Source organism: Pseudomonas eutrophicaquae, assembly GCF_023544715.1.
Lineage (GTDB): Bacteria > Pseudomonadota > Gammaproteobacteria > Pseudomonadales > Pseudomonadaceae > Geopseudomonas.
In genome coordinates this window covers 20,166-35,261 of the sequence record NZ_JAMJEZ010000012.1, presented here as the reverse complement: position 1 = coordinate 35,261, position 15,096 = coordinate 20,166, and the positions used below count along the sequence as shown (strand labels likewise).

At 65.3% G+C, this 15,096-nt stretch carries 15 protein-coding genes; 12 read left to right on the top strand and 3 right to left on the bottom strand.

The features are described from left to right. Positions 1 to 12: 12 nt before the first annotated feature. The 7 genes from MXC11_RS07430 (at position 13) to MXC11_RS07400 (ending at position 7,328) form a co-directional block, all read left to right on the top strand. Positions 13 to 2,721 (top strand): [protein-PII] uridylyltransferase, encoded by a 2,709-nt coding sequence (locus tag MXC11_RS07430; protein ID WP_250007169.1) that lies wholly within the window; start codon positions 13 to 15, stop codon positions 2,719 to 2,721. Between the two features lie 15 nt (positions 2,722 to 2,736). Then, a complete protein-coding gene (dapC, locus tag MXC11_RS07425) occupies positions 2,737 to 3,939 on the top strand; it encodes a succinyldiaminopimelate transaminase (RefSeq protein ID WP_250007167.1) in 1,203 nt (400 codons plus the stop codon). Beyond that, entirely contained in the window at positions 3,936 to 4,106 is a 171-nt protein-coding gene (locus MXC11_RS07420) for a hypothetical protein (RefSeq protein ID WP_250007164.1), read from the top strand. Before dapC ends, MXC11_RS07420 begins: the two co-directional genes overlap by 4 nt. Positions 4,107 to 4,119: 13 nt before the next feature. Beyond that, a complete protein-coding gene (locus MXC11_RS07415) occupies positions 4,120 to 4,470 on the top strand; it encodes an ArsC family reductase (protein WP_250007162.1) in 351 nt (116 codons plus the stop codon). Positions 4,471 to 4,507: 37 nt separating this feature from the next. Further along, on the top strand, positions 4,508 to 5,542 hold the full coding sequence (gene dapD / locus MXC11_RS07410; protein ID WP_250007159.1) for a 2,3,4,5-tetrahydropyridine-2,6-dicarboxylate N-succinyltransferase: 1,035 nt from the start codon (positions 4,508 to 4,510) through the stop codon (positions 5,540 to 5,542). A gap of 152 nt (positions 5,543 to 5,694) precedes the next feature. Further along, positions 5,695 to 6,900: an aminotransferase class V-fold PLP-dependent enzyme gene (locus MXC11_RS07405; protein WP_250007157.1), complete on the top strand. Its 1,206-nt coding sequence runs from the start codon at positions 5,695 to 5,697 to the stop codon at positions 6,898 to 6,900. Next, the gene (locus tag MXC11_RS07400) at positions 6,897 to 7,328 is read left to right on the top strand and encodes a SufE family protein (protein WP_250007150.1); all 432 of its coding nucleotides are present in this window, start codon (positions 6,897 to 6,899) and stop codon (positions 7,326 to 7,328) included. The genes MXC11_RS07405 and MXC11_RS07400 overlap by 4 nt, the downstream gene beginning before the upstream one ends. 22 nt (positions 7,329 to 7,350) lie before the next feature. Here the strand turns inward: MXC11_RS07400 and tcdA are convergent, their stop codons facing one another. Further along, positions 7,351 to 8,184 carry a tRNA cyclic N6-threonylcarbamoyladenosine(37) synthase TcdA gene (gene tcdA / locus MXC11_RS07395; protein ID WP_250007148.1) on the bottom strand — a complete coding sequence of 278 codons (834 nt, stop codon included), beginning with the start codon at positions 8,182 to 8,184 and terminating at the stop codon, positions 7,351 to 7,353. 154 nt (positions 8,185 to 8,338) lie between these two features. Between tcdA and MXC11_RS07390 the strand changes: the two genes are divergently transcribed. From MXC11_RS07390 to MXC11_RS07370, 5 genes are all read left to right on the top strand, one after another. After that, a complete protein-coding gene (locus tag MXC11_RS07390) occupies positions 8,339 to 10,930 on the top strand; it encodes a glycosyltransferase (RefSeq protein ID WP_250007146.1) in 2,592 nt (863 codons plus the stop codon). Positions 10,931 to 11,049: 119 nt separating this feature from the next. After that, positions 11,050 to 12,192, top strand: a complete 1,143-nt coding sequence (dapE, locus tag MXC11_RS07385; RefSeq protein ID WP_250007144.1) for a succinyl-diaminopimelate desuccinylase — start codon at positions 11,050 to 11,052, stop codon at positions 12,190 to 12,192. Between the two features lie 2 nt (positions 12,193 to 12,194). Further along, positions 12,195 to 12,998 (top strand): putative RNA methyltransferase, encoded by an 804-nt coding sequence (locus MXC11_RS07380; protein WP_250007142.1) that lies wholly within the window; start codon positions 12,195 to 12,197, stop codon positions 12,996 to 12,998. 29 nt (positions 12,999 to 13,027) lie between these two features. Beyond that, positions 13,028 to 13,399: a hypothetical protein gene (locus MXC11_RS07375; protein WP_250007140.1), complete on the top strand. Its 372-nt coding sequence runs from the start codon at positions 13,028 to 13,030 to the stop codon at positions 13,397 to 13,399. A 4-nt stretch (positions 13,400 to 13,403) separates the two neighbouring features. Beyond that, positions 13,404 to 14,186: a pseudouridine synthase gene (locus MXC11_RS07370; RefSeq protein WP_250007138.1), complete on the top strand. Its 783-nt coding sequence runs from the start codon at positions 13,404 to 13,406 to the stop codon at positions 14,184 to 14,186. Positions 14,187 to 14,237: 51 nt separating this feature from the next. On the opposite strand, the gene MXC11_RS07365 is transcribed toward MXC11_RS07370, so the two are convergent. Both MXC11_RS07365 and MXC11_RS07360 read right to left on the bottom strand, forming a co-directional pair. Next, complete coding sequence (locus MXC11_RS07365) at positions 14,238 to 14,576, bottom strand: nucleotidyltransferase family protein (RefSeq protein ID WP_250007136.1); 339 nt, start codon at positions 14,574 to 14,576, stop codon at positions 14,238 to 14,240. After that, the gene (locus MXC11_RS07360; protein WP_250007134.1) at positions 14,563 to 14,985 is read right to left on the bottom strand and encodes a nucleotidyltransferase substrate binding protein; all 423 of its coding nucleotides are present in this window, start codon (positions 14,983 to 14,985) and stop codon (positions 14,563 to 14,565) included. The genes MXC11_RS07365 and MXC11_RS07360 overlap by 14 nt, the downstream gene beginning before the upstream one ends. Positions 14,986 to 15,096 lie beyond the last annotated feature (111 nt).

Sequence of the window (15,096 nt, the reverse complement as noted above, 5' to 3'; positions counted from 1 at the left end):
AAGGAATCGCCGATGCCCACGCTCCATGCTGATCCTGAACTGTTCGACCGTGGCCAGTTCCAGGCCGAACTGGCGCTGAAAAGCAGCCCGGTGGCGGCCTTTCGCAAGGCAATCCAGCGGGCATCGGACATCCTCGACAGCCGCTTCAGCGCGGACGGCGACATCCGCCCACTGATCCACGGCCGCGCCTGGTTCATCGATCAGCTCCTCACCGCCGCCTGGTCGCGCTTTGACTGGGGATCGGCGGGAGTCGCCCTGATCGCGGTGGGCGGCTATGGGCGTGGTGAGCTGCACCCGCACTCGGATATCGACCTTCTGATCCTGCTGGATGGCAACCATCACGAGTCGCTGCGCACGCCCCTGGAAGGCTTCCTCACCCTGCTTTGGGACTGCGGCCTCAAGGTTGGCCAGAGCGTGCGCTCGATCGAGGAGTGCGTCAGCGAAGCACGCGCCGATCTGACGGTGATCACCAACCTGATGGAAAGCCGCACCCTGGCCGGCAGCGATGCCCTGCGCCAGCGCATGCTCGAGGCCACCTCAACGCAGCACATGTGGCCGGCACGCGAGTTCTTCCTCGCCAAGCGCGCCGAGCAGCGCGCCCGCCACGCCAAGTACAACGACACCGAATACAACCTTGAGCCCAATATCAAAGGCTCGCCCGGCGGCCTGCGTGACCTGCAGAAGATCCTCTGGATCGCCTGCCGGCTGTACGGCACCCTGGAGCTGGACAAGCTGGTCGGCAGCGGCGTACTCAGCGAGCGGGAACTGGCCATCCTCAAGAGCTCGCGTGATTTTCTCTGGAAGGTCCGCTACGCCCTGCACATGATCACCGGACGGGCCGAGGATCGCCTGCTCTTTGACCACCAGCGCCGCCTGGCCGGCCTGCTTGGCTTTGAAGCCAGCACCAGCAAGCTGGCGGTCGAGCGCTTCATGCAGAAGTATTACCGGGTGGTCATGGCGGTTTCCGAGCTGGGCGATCTGGTCAATCAGAGCTTTGAGGAACTGCTGGCCGAACCCAGCGAACCCGGCCCGCCGCGCGCCCTCAACAACCGCTTCCAGGTGCGCGATGGCTTCATCGAGGTCACCTCGCCCAGCGTGTTCAAACGCACCCCCAGCGCCCTGCTGGAAATCTTCGTGCTGATGGCCGCTCATCCGGAAATCCGTGGCGTGCGTGCAGCGACCATCCGCCTGCTGCGCGACCATCGCTATCTGATCGATGAGGCGTACCGGTCTGACCTGCGCAACACCAGCCTGTTTGTCGAGCTGTTCCGCTCACCGCGCGGCATCCATCGTAACCTGCGACGGATGAACCGCTACGGCATCCTCGGCAGCTATTTGCCGGAGTTCGGCCACATCATCGGGCAGATGCAGCATGATCTGTTCCATATCTATACCGTTGATGCCCACACCCTCAACCTGATCCGCCATCTGCGCAAGCTGAGTCACCCGGAATTTGCCGAGAAGTACCCGCTGGCCAGCGAGCTGATGGGCAAGCTGCCCAAGCCCGAGCTGATCTACTTCGCCGGCCTGTTCCACGACATCGCCAAGGGCCGTGGCGGCGATCACTCCGAGCTGGGCGCTGCCGATGCGCTGGCCTTCTGTGCCCGCCACCAGCTACCGTCCTGGGATGCCCGCCTAGTGGCCTGGCTGGTGCGCCATCACCTGGTGATGTCCACCACCGCCCAGCGCAAGGACCTCTCCGACCCGCAGGTGATCCATGAATTTGCCGTGCGCATGGGCGATCAGGTGCACCTGGATTACCTCTATGTGCTGACCGTGGCCGACATCAACGCCACCAATCCCAGCCTGTGGAACTCCTGGCGCGCCGCGCTGCTGCGCCAGCTGTACGCCGAAACCCGCCTGGCGCTGCGGCGCGGCCTGGAAAATCCGCCGGATCGCGAAGACCTGATCCGCGAGCACCAGCATGCGGCACTGGCCCTGCTGCGCCAGCGCGGCATCATCGACAGCGATGCCGCCGAGCAGCTGTGGAGTCAGCTGGGCGACGATTACTTCCTGCGCCACAGCGTCGCTGACATCGCCTGGCACAGCGAGGCCATCCTGCAGCATCGCCATGACGGATCGCCGCTGATCCTCATTCAGGAAACCACCCAGCGCGAGTTCGAGGGCGGCACGCAGATCTTCATCTATGCCCCCGACCAGCACGATTTCTTCGCGGTGACCGTCGCCGCGATGGATCAGCTCAACCTGAGCATTCAGGACGCCTGCATCCTCACTTCGACCAGCCAGTTCACCCTCGATACCTATGTGGTGCTGGATGCTGATGGCGGCTCGATCGGCGAAAACCCTGCGCGTATCGAGGAGATCCGTGCCGGGCTGGCCGAAGCGCTCCAACACCCCGAGCACTACAGCAGCATCATCCAGCGCCGGGTACCGCGCCAGCTCAAGAGCTTTGCCTTCGCGCCCAGGGTCACCATCCAGACCGATGCCCAGCGCTCGCTGAGCATCATCGAGGTGATTGCCCCGGACCGCCCGGGCCTTTTGGCGCGGATCGGGCAGATCTTCCTCGACTTCGACCTCTCGCTGCAGAACGCCAAGATCGTCACCTTGGGCGAGCGGGTCGAGGACGTATTCTTCGTGACCAATGCCGCCGGTCAGCCGCTGGCCGACCCCGAGCTCTGCGCGCACTTGCAGGATGCCATCATCCAGCAGCTCTCCGATGCGGCCGCCACGCTGGCGACGCCCTCCAGCATCCGCTTCTGATACAGGATTTTTTCGATGAATCGAGCCCTTGACCTGCTGCAGCCCTACCCGTTCGAGAAGCTGCGTGCCCTGCTGGCCAGTGCCCAGCCACCGGCAGAGAAGAACCCCATCGCCCTCTCGATCGGCGAGCCCAAGCACCGCTCCCCGGAGTTTGTCGCCCAGGCGCTGGCTGATAATCTGGCTCAGCTGGCCGTCTACCCGACTACCCTGGGTCTACCGGCATTGCGCGAATCGATCAGCGCCTGGTGCGAGCGGCGCTTTGGCGTGCCGGCCGGCTGGCTGGATCCGGCCCGCCATGTGCTGCCGGTCAACGGCACCCGCGAGGCGCTGTTTGCTTTCACACAAGCCGTGGTGAATCGCTCGGCGGACGCGCTGGTGGTCAGCCCCAATCCGTTCTACCAGATCTACGAAGGCGCCACCCTGCTGGCCGGCGCCCAGCCGCACTACCTGCCCTGTCTGGAAGACAACGGCTTCAACCCGGACTTCGACGCCGTGCCGGCCGAGGTCTGGCAGCGCTGCCAGATCCTGTTCATCTGCTCACCGGGCAATCCCACCGGTGCACTGGTACCGCTAGAGACCCTGAGGAAGCTGATCGCCCTGGCGGATCAGTATGATTTCGTGCTCGCCGCCGACGAGTGCTACAGCGAGCTGTATTTCGACGAGGACAACCCGCCGCCCGGCCTGCTCAGCGCCTGCGTGGCCCTTGGCCGCCAAGACTTCAAGCGCTGCGTGGTGTTCCACAGCCTGTCCAAGCGCTCCAACCTGCCGGGCCTGCGCTCGGGCTTTGTCGCCGGGGATGCCGAGATCCTCAAGCCGTTCCTGCTCTATCGCACCTACCACGGCTGCGCCATGCCGGTGCAGACCCAGCTGGCCAGCATCGCCGCCTGGAACGACGAAGGCCACGTGCGTGCCAATCGTGACCTGTATCGCGAGAAGTTTGCCGCGGTGCTGGAGATTCTCCAGGGCGTACTGGAGGTCGAATACCCGGACGGTGGCTTCTACCTGTGGGCGAAGACCCCGCTGGATGATGCCACCTTCACCCGCGAGCTGTTCGAGCAGGAACACGTCACCGTGGTCCCCGGCTCCTACCTGTCCCGTGAAGCCGACGGCATCAACCCGGGCGCCGGGCGGGTGCGCATGGCGCTGGTCGCGCCGCTGGCCGAATGCGTCGAAGCCGCGCAGCGTATCCGCGCCTATCTGGAGCGCCGCGCCGGATGATGGACAATCCGCTCAACGTAATGACCGCGCTGATCCTGCTCGGCATGCTGCTGCTCGGCACCGGCTACGCCCGGCGCGCCAGCGATGCCGGCGTGGTGGTGATGGCCATCGGTGTGCTGGTGATGCTCTCCTCGCTGGCCTATCGCCTGTTTCTGGCCCTGAACTGACGAGAACTTCGTGATGACTACCGTGTACCTGTACGGCATCAAGGCCTGCGACACCATGAAAAAGGCCCGCGCCTGGCTCGACGAGCACGGTGTGGCCTACCAGTTTCACGACTACAAGGTCGCCGGCATCGACCTTGAACGTCTGGAGGCCTGGTGCAACGAACACGGCTGGGACAAGGTGCTCAACCGCGCCGGCACCACCTTCCGCAAACTCCCCGAGGCCGAGAAAGCCAATCTCGATCAGGCGCGCGCCATCGAGCTGATGCTCGCACAGCCGTCGATGATCAAGCGCCCGGTCCTCGACCTCGGCTCCCGAACCCTGCTCGGCTTCAAGCCGGACCTCTACGCTGCCGCGTTCGCCTGAGCCGGTGGCCCGTAACTCTCAGAAGGAAAGACTCCGCATGTCGCAGAACCTCTACAGCATCGCCTTTGGCGTTGGCACCCAGAACCGCCAAGGCGCCTGGCTGGAAGTCTTCTACGCCCAGCCGCTGCTGGCCCCGGCCGCCGCACTGGTTGATGCCATTGCCGCGCCGCTGGGCTATACCGAGGGCAACCAGACCATCGCCCTCAGCAACAACCAGGCCCATGAACTGGCCGGCCTGCTCAAGGGTATCGATGCCGCGCAGGCGGCGCTGCTGACCCGTCTGGCAGAAAGCCGCAAGCCGCTGGTCGCCGTGCTGCTGGCCAGCGATGCCGCCCCGGAAACCACGCCGGAGGCCTACCTCAAGCTGCACCTGCTGTCCCATCGTCTGGTCAAGCCGCACGGCACCAGCCTGGCCGGGATCTTCCCGCTGCTGCCCAACGTCGCCTGGACCAACCAGGGCGCGATCGATCTGAACGAGCTGGCCGAGCGCCAGCTCGAAGCACGCCTGCGCGGCGAGCTGCTGGAAGTCTTCTCGGTCGACAAGTTCCCGAAAATGACCGACTACGTGGTGCCGAGCGGCGTGCGCATCGCCGACAGCGCCCGCGTGCGTCTGGGCGCTTACATCGGCGAAGGCACCACCATCATGCACGAGGGCTTCGTCAACTTTAACGCCGGCACCGCGGGTCCCGGCATGATCGAAGGCCGCGTGTCGGCCGGCGTGTTCATCGGCAAGGGCTCGGATCTCGGCGGCGGCTGCTCGACCATGGGCACCCTGTCCGGTGGCGGCAACATCGTCATTTCGGTCGGTGAAGGCTGCCTGATCGGCGCCAATGCCGGCATCGGCATCCCGCTGGGCGATCGCTGCACCGTAGAATCCGGCCTGTACATCACCGCCGGCACCAAGGTCGCCGTGCTGGACGATCAGGGCACGCTAGTGGAAGTGGTCAAGGCCCGCGATATCGCCGGGCAGAGCGATCTGCTGCTGCGCCGCAACTCGCAGACCGGCGCGGTCGAGTGCCAGACCAACAAAACCGCCATCGAGCTCAACGAAGTGCTGCACGCACACAATTGAGCCCGCGACTCAGACGGGAAGAGGCCTCGGCGTCTTCCCGCCTGGCTCAATGCCGCTGGAGGTAAGCGCTCGCGCCCCCCCAGCGGCCACCCCTCTGCCGCAAATGCCTGCATGCACGCCGCAAGGCAGCATCGCCCCAGACAGGAATCGCCATGTCCCTGCCCTCGCCCTGGCGCGCCGACTTTCCGGCCTTTGCCCGTTTTCACGCCGATGCCCTGACCTATCTGGACAGCGCCGCCACCGCGCAAAAACCCCAGGCGGTGCTGGATACCCTCTATGAGGTGTACGCCCAGGGCGCTGCCAATGTGCATCGCGCCCAGCACCTGCCGGGCGAGCGTGCCACGCGGGCCTTTGAGGGGGCGCGGCAGAAAATCGCCGACTGGCTGAATGCCGGGCAGGCTGAGCAGATCATCTTTACCCGCGGCACCACCGAGGGCATCAACCTGCTGGCTTACGGGTTGGAGCATCATTTCCAGCCGGGTGATGCGCTGGTGGTCAGCGCCCTGGAGCATCATGCCAACCTGCTGCCCTGGCAGCAGCTCGCCCAGCGCCGTGGGCTGGAGCTGGTAATCCTGCCGCTGGATGCCGCCGGCGACATCGACCTAGAGCAGGCGGCCACACTGATCGGCCCGCGCACCCGTCTGCTGGCAGTCAGCCAGCTGTCCAATGTGCTGGGACGCTGGCAACCGCTGCAGCCCCTTCTGACCCTGGCCCGCGCGCAAGGGGCGCTGAGCGTGGTGGATGGCGCGCAGGGCGTGGTGCATCAGCGCCCGGATCTGAGTGCACTGGATTGCGATTTCTACCTGTTCTCCGGCCACAAGCTGTATGGCCCGGATGGCATCGGCGTGCTGTATGGCCGCCCGGAGGCGCTGGCCCAGCTGCGGCCCTGGCAGTTTGGCGGCGAAATGGTGCAGCAGGCCGACTACCACAGCGCGCGCTTTCGCCCGGCACCGCTCGGCTTTGAAGCCGGCACCCCGGCGATTGCCGCCGCCATTGGCCTGGGCGCCGCCCTGGATTACCTGATGAGCCTCGACAGTCAGGCAATGGCCGCCCATGAGGCGGCGCTGCACCAGCGCCTACTCGCCGGACTTAGCCGCTTCGAGGGGCTGCAGCTGCTGGGCCAGCCCGATACGGCGCTGGCCTGCTTCACCGTCGCCGGGGTACACAACAGCGACCTGGCGCACCTGCTGACCGAGCAAGGCATCGCGGTGCGCAGCGGCCAGCATTGCGCCATGCCGCTGCTGGCACACCTCGGCCTGCCGGGCGCCCTGCGGGTTTCTCTGGCGCTCTACAACGACGGCGATGATCTGGAGCGCTTCTTCGCCGCCCTCCACCATGCCCTGGACCTGTTACGATGAGCCAACACACCGCCTCCCCCCCCGAGCACTTGCCCGCCGCCGCCCATGAGGCACTGGCTGCATTCAGCACCTGTGCCAGCTGGGAGGCGCGGGCCCGTCTCTTGATGCAATGGGGCGAGCGCTTGGCACCGCTGACGGACAGCGAGCGCTGCGCCGAAAACCAGGTGCATGGCTGCGAGAGCCAGGTCTGGCTGGTTGCCGATCATCACGGCACACGCTTGCAGTACCGCGCCAGCAGCGATGCGCGTCTGCTACGCGGCCTGCTGGCATTGCTGCTGCTGCGCGTCAATGGCCTGAGCGCTACGGAGCTGGCGAGCGTCGATCTTGCCAACTGGTTCACCCAGCTTGGCCTCGCCCGTCAGCTCTCACCCTCGCGCAGCAACGGACTGAATGCGGTGCTCACGCGCATCCGTGCACTGGCGGCCTGAGGGGCCGGCCCACAGCCGTATTTCATCCCTCGGCGGCAGCGCTCTGTGTACTGGCCGCCTTGCGCTCGGCCGGGCGCCGCGCTCCAGCAACCAGCTTGTCGATCAGCCGGGCGGCCGCCACCATGCCAAAGGTCGCAGTCACCATCATCACCGCGCCAAAACCGCCGGCACAGTCCAGCCGCACGCCCTCACCGGCAAACCCCTTGGTCTGACAGACGCTGCCATCCGGCTTTGGATAACGCAGCTGCTCGCTGGAAAACACGCACGGCACGCTGTACGTGCGCCCCGGGGCGCGGGAGAAACCATAGTCGCGGCGCAGCAGCGAGCGCACCTTGGCGGCCAGCGGGTCATTGAAGGTCTTGTTCAGATCCGCCACCTGCACCTGGATCGGGTCGATCTGCCCGCCCGCACCGCCGGTGGTGATGATCGGAATCTTGCGCCGCTTGCACCAGGCAATCAGCGCCGCCTTGGCCGCCACGCTGTCGATGCAGTCGATCACTCCGTCCAGCTGCTCGGTGATGTGCTCGGCCATGCTCTCGCGGGTGACGAAATCGGCCACCGCGTGCACCACGCAATTCGGGTTGATCGCGCGGATCCGCTCAGCCATCGCCTCGACCTTGGCGCGCCCGATGTTGCCGGTGTGCGCATGGATCTGCCGGTTGGTGTTGGTCACGCAGACATCGTCCAGATCAAACAGCGAAAGCTCACCCACCCCGCTGCGCGCCAGTGCCTCGGCCACCCATGAACCCACCCCACCGATCCCCACCACCGCCACATGGGCACTCGCCAGCCGCTCAAGGCCGAGGCGACCATAAAGACGGGCAATGCCGCCAAAACGCTGCTCATCGATCTGCATGAAACCCCCGAAAAAATGCGTCGCGCATTATAGATTTGTGGTGACGGTGCGCACAGCGGGCCACCCCCTGTACAGCCCAGAGGGCCGGGAGTAGGATGCGCGCGCCCCGACGCTCGTCGGATCTCTCTGTTCCACTTCTCGGAACCCCGCATACATGTCTGCTCGCAAACTGGGTCTCAACCTGGTCATGGTCGTGGCCGTGGCCTCCCTGTTCACTGGCCTGTGGGCCTGGTACAACCAGCCGATCAAGGCGCCCGACTGGCCGGACAATATCTCCGGCTATTCCTACTCGCCGTTTCGCCTGGGTCAGAATCCGCAGGAAGCGATCTACCCCAGCGAGGCCGAGGTGCGGCAAGACCTTGAACTGCTCAGCCGCCAGACCGACAACGTGCGCACCTACTCGGTGGACGGCATCCTCGGCGACATCCCCCGTCTGGCGGAAGACTCAGGCCTTCGGGTCACGCTGGGCATCTGGCTCAGCAATGATCTGGAAGCCAACGAGTGGCAGATCCAGCGCGGTATCGAGATCGCCCGCCAGCAGCGCAACGTGGTGCGCGTGGTGGTCGGCAACGAAGCGCTGTTCCGCGAGGAGGTGACCGTCGAGCAGATGATCGGCTACCTCGACCGGGTCCGCGGCGCCCTCAAGGTGCCGGTCACCACCGCCGAGCAGTGGCATATCTGGCAGAAGTATCCGGAACTGGCCAAGCATGTCGATCTGGTTGCCGCCCACGTCCTGCCCTACTGGGAGTTCGTGCCCCGCGAGGATTCCGTGCAGTTCGTGCTGGAGCGCGCCCGCGAGCTCAAGCAGCTGTTCCCGAAAAAGCCACTGCTGCTGGGCGAGGTCGGCTGGCCGAGCAACGGGCGCACCCGCGGCGGCGCAGTGGCGGACCAGGCCGAACAGGCGCTGTACCTGCGCAGCCTGGTCAATACCCTGAATGCCCGGGGTTACAACTACTTCGTCATCGAGGCCTTCGATCAGCCGTGGAAGGCCGGCGATGAAGGCGCGGTGGGCGCTTACTGGGGTGTCTACAACGCCGAGCGCCAGCCCAAATTCCCCTTCACTGGCCACGTGGTGGAAATCCCCGAATGGCGCCTGCTGGCCAGCGCCTCCGTGGTGCTCGGCATGCTGGCGCTGGCCCTGCTGCTGATCGACGGCAGCGCCCTGCGCCAGCGCGGGCGCACCTTCCTGACCGTGGTGGCCTTCCTCGCCGCTACCCTGCTGGTCTGGATCGCCTACGACTACAGCCAGCAATACAGCACCTGGTTCGGTAGCCTGGTCGGCATCCTACTGGGCTTTGGCGCCCTGGGGGTGATGATCGTGCTGCTCACCGAGGCGCACGAGCTGGCGGAAACGGTCTGGAAGCGCCAGCGGGTGCGTCCGTTCCTCGCCGTGACGGGCGATGATGCCTGGCGGCCCAAGGTGTCGATCCATGTGCCCTGCTACAACGAGCCGCCGGAGATGGTCAAACAGACCCTCGATGCCCTGTCGCGCCTTGACTACCCGGACTTTGAAGTGCTGGTGATCGACAACAACACCAAGGATCCGGCGGTCTGGGAACCGGTGCAGACGCATTGCGAAACCCTCGGGGCGCGTTTTCGCTTCTTCCATGTCGCCCCGCTGGCCGGCTTCAAGGGCGGCGCGCTGAACTATGTGCTCGAGCGCACCGCCGCCGATGCCGAGATCATCGCGGTGATCGACTCCGACTACTGTGTCGAGCCCGACTGGCTCAAGCACATGGTGCCGCACTTCAGCGATCCGCAGATTGCCGTGGTGCAGTCGCCACAAGATTACCGTGATGGCCATGAGTCGCTGTTCAAGAAGCTGTGCTTTGCCGAGTACAAGGGCTTCTTCCACATCGGCATGGTGACCCGCAACGACCGTGACGCGATCATCCAGCATGGCACCATGACCATGATCCGCCGCGCAGTGATGAGCGAGCTGGGCTGGGCCGACTGGTGCATCACCGAGGACGCCGAGCTGGGTCTGCGGGTCTTCGAGAAAGGCCTCTCCGCCGCGTATTCCGAGCAGAGTTACGGCCGCGGCCTGATGCCCGACACCTTCATCGATTTCAAGAAGCAGCGCTTTCGCTGGGCCTATGGCGCCATGCAGATCATGAAGCACCATGCGGCCAGCCTGTTCCTCGGGCGCGGCAGCGAGCTGTCGCGCGGGCAGCGCTATCACTTCATCGCCGGCTGGCTGCCGTGGGTCGCTGACGGCCTCAACGTGTTCTTTACCCTCGGCGCCCTGCTCTGGTCGGCGGCGATGATCATCGTCCCCAACCGGGTCGATCCGCCGCTGATGATCTTTGCCATCCCGCCGCTGGCCCTGTTTGTCTTCAAGCTCGGCAAGATCCTCTACCTGTACCGCCGGGCCATGGGTGTGCGCATGTGGGATGCAATGGCTGCCGCCGTGGCGGGACTCGCGCTCTCCCACACCATCGCCAAAGCGGTGATCTACGGCCTGTTCACCCGCAGCATTCCGTTCTTCCGCACCCCGAAGATGCGCAGCAGTCACGGCTTGCTGGTGGCCCTGGCGGAAGCCCGCGAGGAAGTCTTCGTCATGCTGCTGCTGTGGGGCGCCGCGCTGGGCATTGCCCTGACCCAGCCAGTCCCCAGCCTGGATGTGTACTTCTGGGTCGCCGTCCTGCTGGTGCAGTCCCTGCCCTATCTGGCCGCCTTGCTGATGGCCCTGCTGTCGGCCAAAGCGCCTCAGGACAACGCGGACGAGGTGCCGACGCCGGGCTGACGGCAGGTGAGGCACCGGGTGGGTTGATACCGGCCGCACCTTCACGAGAACGGCGCCCGAACGGGCGCCGTTTTCCTTTAAGATAGCCCCCCTCGATCTGCCCCCGCTTCGGAGTCTGCATGACCACCCTCTCTCCCACCCTCGAACTGGCCTGCGAGCTGATTCGCCGCGCCTCCGTCACTCCGCTGGATGAAGGTTGCCAGGCCCTGATGATGGCGCGCCTGGCCGCTTGTGGCTTCACCCTCGAGCCCATGAACATCGAAAACGTGGAGAACTTCTGGGCCCGGCGCGGTGGCGAAGGCCCGGTCTTGTGCTTTGCCGGCCATACCGACGTGGTACCCACCGGCCCGCTGGAGGCCTGGCAATACCCGCCGTTCGCACCGTTCATCGACGAGGACGGCATGCTGCGCGGGCGTGGCGCCGCAGACATGAAAGGCAGCCTGGCGGCCATGATCGTCGCTGTTGAGCGTTTCGTCGCCGATCATCCGCAGCATCAGGGCGCTATCGCTTTCCTGATCACCAGCGACGAGGAAGGTCCGGCGCTCTACGGCACCCAGGCGGTGGTCGAGCGGCTGGCCGCGCGCCGTGAGCGCCTCGACTGGTGCATCGTCGGTGAGCCGTCGAGCACGGCGCTGGTCGGTGACATCGTCAAGAACGGCCGGCGCGGCTCGCTGAACGGCAAGCTGCGCGTCAAGGGCGTGCAGGGGCATGTGGCCTATCCGCACCTGGCCAGCAACCCGATCCACCTGGCGGCCCCGGCACTGGCCGAACTGGCCGCCGAGCACTGGGATGCCGGCAATGCCTTCTTCCCGCCGACCAGCTTCCAGATTTCCAACGTGCATGCCGGCAGCGGCACCACCAACGTGATTCCGGGTGAGCTGACCTGCATGTTCAACTTCCGCTTCTCCACCGAGTCCACCGTGGAAGGCCTAAAGCAGCGTGTCGCGCAGATCCTGGAGAAGCACGGGCTCGACTGGGACATCGACTGGACCCTCTCTGGCCTGCCGTTCCTCACCGAGCCGGGCGCGCTGCTGGATGCCGTCTCGGCCAGCATCCAGGCGGTGACCGGCCGTGAGACCAAGCCCTCCACCACCGGCGGCACCTCGGACGGGCGCTTCATCGCCACCCTCGGCACCCAGGTGGTTGAGCTCGGCCCGGTCAATGCCACCATCCATCAGGTGGATGAGCGGGTGCTGGCCAGCGATCTGGACCTGCTCACCGAAATCTACTACCAGACGCTGGTGCGTCTGCTGGCGGCCTGAGCATGCTGATCTGTCCGATCTGCAGCAGCGCCCTGCACACTGAGGCAACCGGCGTGCAATGCGCGCATGGCCATCGCTTCGATCGCGCCCGGCAGGGCTATCTGAACCTGCTGCCCGTCCAGCACAAAAAGAGCCTGGACCCGGGCGATAACGCGGCAATGGTCGAGGCCCGGCGGCGCTTTCTCGGTGCCGGCCACTATGCACCGCTGGCGACGCGACTGGCTGAATTGGCCGCCGCCAAGACGCCCACACGCTGGATCGACATCGGCTGCGGCGAGGGTTACTACACCGCCGAGCTGGCCGCTGCCCTGCCCGCGGCCGATGGCTACGCGCTGGACATCTCCCGCGAGGCAGTGAAGCGCGCCTGCAAACGCGCCCCACAACTGACCTGGATGGTCGCCAGCATGGCCCGCATCCCGCTGACTACCGGCTCCTGCACCTTGCTGGCCAGCGTGTTCAGCCCGATCGACTGGAATGAGGCTGCGCGTCTGCTGCGTCCCGGTGGCGGCATCCTGCGTCTGGGCCCGGCACGCCTGCACCTCTACGAGCTGCGCCAGAAGCTCTACGATGAAGTGCGCGACTATCAGGACGACAAGCACCTGAACGCCCTGCCCGACAGTCTGCAGCTGGCCGACACCCAGACCCTCGAGTTCCGCCTGATCCTGGACAGCCTTGAGGCGCGCAGCGACCTGCTGGCGATGACCCCGCATGGTTGGCGCGTCAATGCCGAGCGGCGCGAGCGGATCCTCGCCGAGCCTTTCGAGGTCACCGTCTCCGCCCGCTACGACTGGATCGAGCGCCGCTGAACCCACTGCCCCGCCCAAGGAATTGCCCCATGCGCCAACCGGACATCGAGATCTACCTCAAGGACGTCGAACTGCCAGCGGTCAGCGCCTGGCTAGAACAGGCCATCGGCCCCTGCACACCGTGGCAGACCCGCGGTCAGGTGCAGCGCTGCACGGCCGGCGGCATTCCGGTGACCTGGTTGCCCAAGGCCATCGGGCGCTGGAGCAGCCTGCTGCTGGAAAGCGATCAGACCCCCTGGGCGGACGATCTGGCCTGTGCCCAAGCGGCCTTCGCGGCCCTAGGTGTGCAGGTGCGCTGCGCCCCCGGCAGCTGGAGCGAGGAGCAAGGCGAAGCCGATGCCGATCGCTGGCTGAAGGTCAGCGCCGAGGGCGTCAGCGAAATCCAGTGGCGCACGGACTAAACCGGTGCCAACGCCCTCACCCCCCGCGCCATGTAGCAACCCGCTGCGCGTGCTGTACCGCGACAACTGGCTGCTGGCAGTGCATAAACCGGCCGGATTGCTGGTACACCGCAGCCCGATTGACCGGCACGAAACCGAGTTCGCCCTGCAATATGCCCGCGAACTGAATGACGGCGAGCATGTCTACCCGGTACACCGCCTCGACCGGCCGACCTCCGGCCTGCTGCTGTTCGCCCGCGATCCGCAGACGGCCAGCCAACTGGGTCAGGCCTGGATGGCCGGCGAGATCCACAAGACCTATCTGGCCGTGGTGCGTGGCTGGACGCCGGAACAGGGCTGCATCGATCATCCGCTGCGCGAGCACGCCACCGATCGGCGCGAGAAAGACGTCGAGCAGCCGCTACGCGAAGCGCTGACCCACTACCGGCGCCTGGCCACCACCGAGATCCCGGTAGCCATCGAGGGCTATCCGCAGAGCCGCTACAGCCTGGTGGAGCTGCAGCCGGTCACCGGACGCAAGCACCAGCTACGCCGCCACCTGCAGCACATCAGCCACCCGATCATCGGCGACACCAACTACGGCCGCACCCGCCACAACCACTACTTTGCCGAGCGCTTTGGCACCAGCCGCCTGATGCTGGCCGCGACGGCCTTGCGCTTGCGTCATCCGGCCCACGGGGACTGGCTCACGCTGGAGGCCGCTCCGCAGGACAGCTTTCTTGCGGTGCTGTCGATTTTTGAAGATCTACCGGACCGGACACCATCGCCGCTGGGCATCGGCATTTAGTTGCTGCGTATCAGCACGTTCCAAACAAACCAGCACCGTAATTGGGGCGCGTTACGAAGCGGAAACAGCAGAAACTCGGCTATACACCACCACGCCAACCCGCTGGATGTGCTCCAGAAAGGCGGGATTGTCGATGTGATGCTTCAGCACCAGGTCCAGGCCGTAGGGCAACACCTGCTCATCCAGTATCGCGGCCAGTTGCAGAAACTCAGCAAACGGCATGTCTGGTGCATCCAGGCATAGATCGATATCCGAGTTACGCCGATGTGTGCCCATGGCGCGGGAGCCAAACAGGATCGCCTGGCGGACCTGCGAGTGACGGCTCAGCTCAGTCTGTATCTGCCGTGCAATGTCGGATGGCAAGCCGCCCAATCGCTCAGTCCCTGTCACGCTGTTGCTCCAGGCTCGCCAGAAGGGCTTTTAACAAGGCGTGGTAGCAATTCAGCACCTGATCAGCGATCAAACGCGCAGTTTCACGGTTGTAGGTATGAGAAGTGAGCGTGCGGCTCTTGATCATCGCCAGCCACTGCTCGCCATCCTCGATGAGACCGCGCTCGAATGCCAGACGGATAGCATCCCGACTGCCCTGAATACCGGTTTCACCTTGGTTCTGATAAAAATCCTTGATGCTGTTCCAGGCCAGTTCGTAGGTGTACTCGAAGGCCTGAATCAGCCCCTGCTCTTCCAGCTTGGACAGCCCGCGGGCATGGCTCAGGGCAACTGCTTCATCCAGCTCAGCAAAGGCGCGCTGGAAATTTTGCAGACGCTGATGCCAGCGAATGTCATGTGTGGGGTTCATTTTTCAGGCCTCAATAGTCGACGGGTATTGAACAGCAGGCACTCACGGCGCGGTCCTGCTGGGACATTGTACGACCCAATATGCCTCTCCCAGCTTGCACAGCCAGCTATC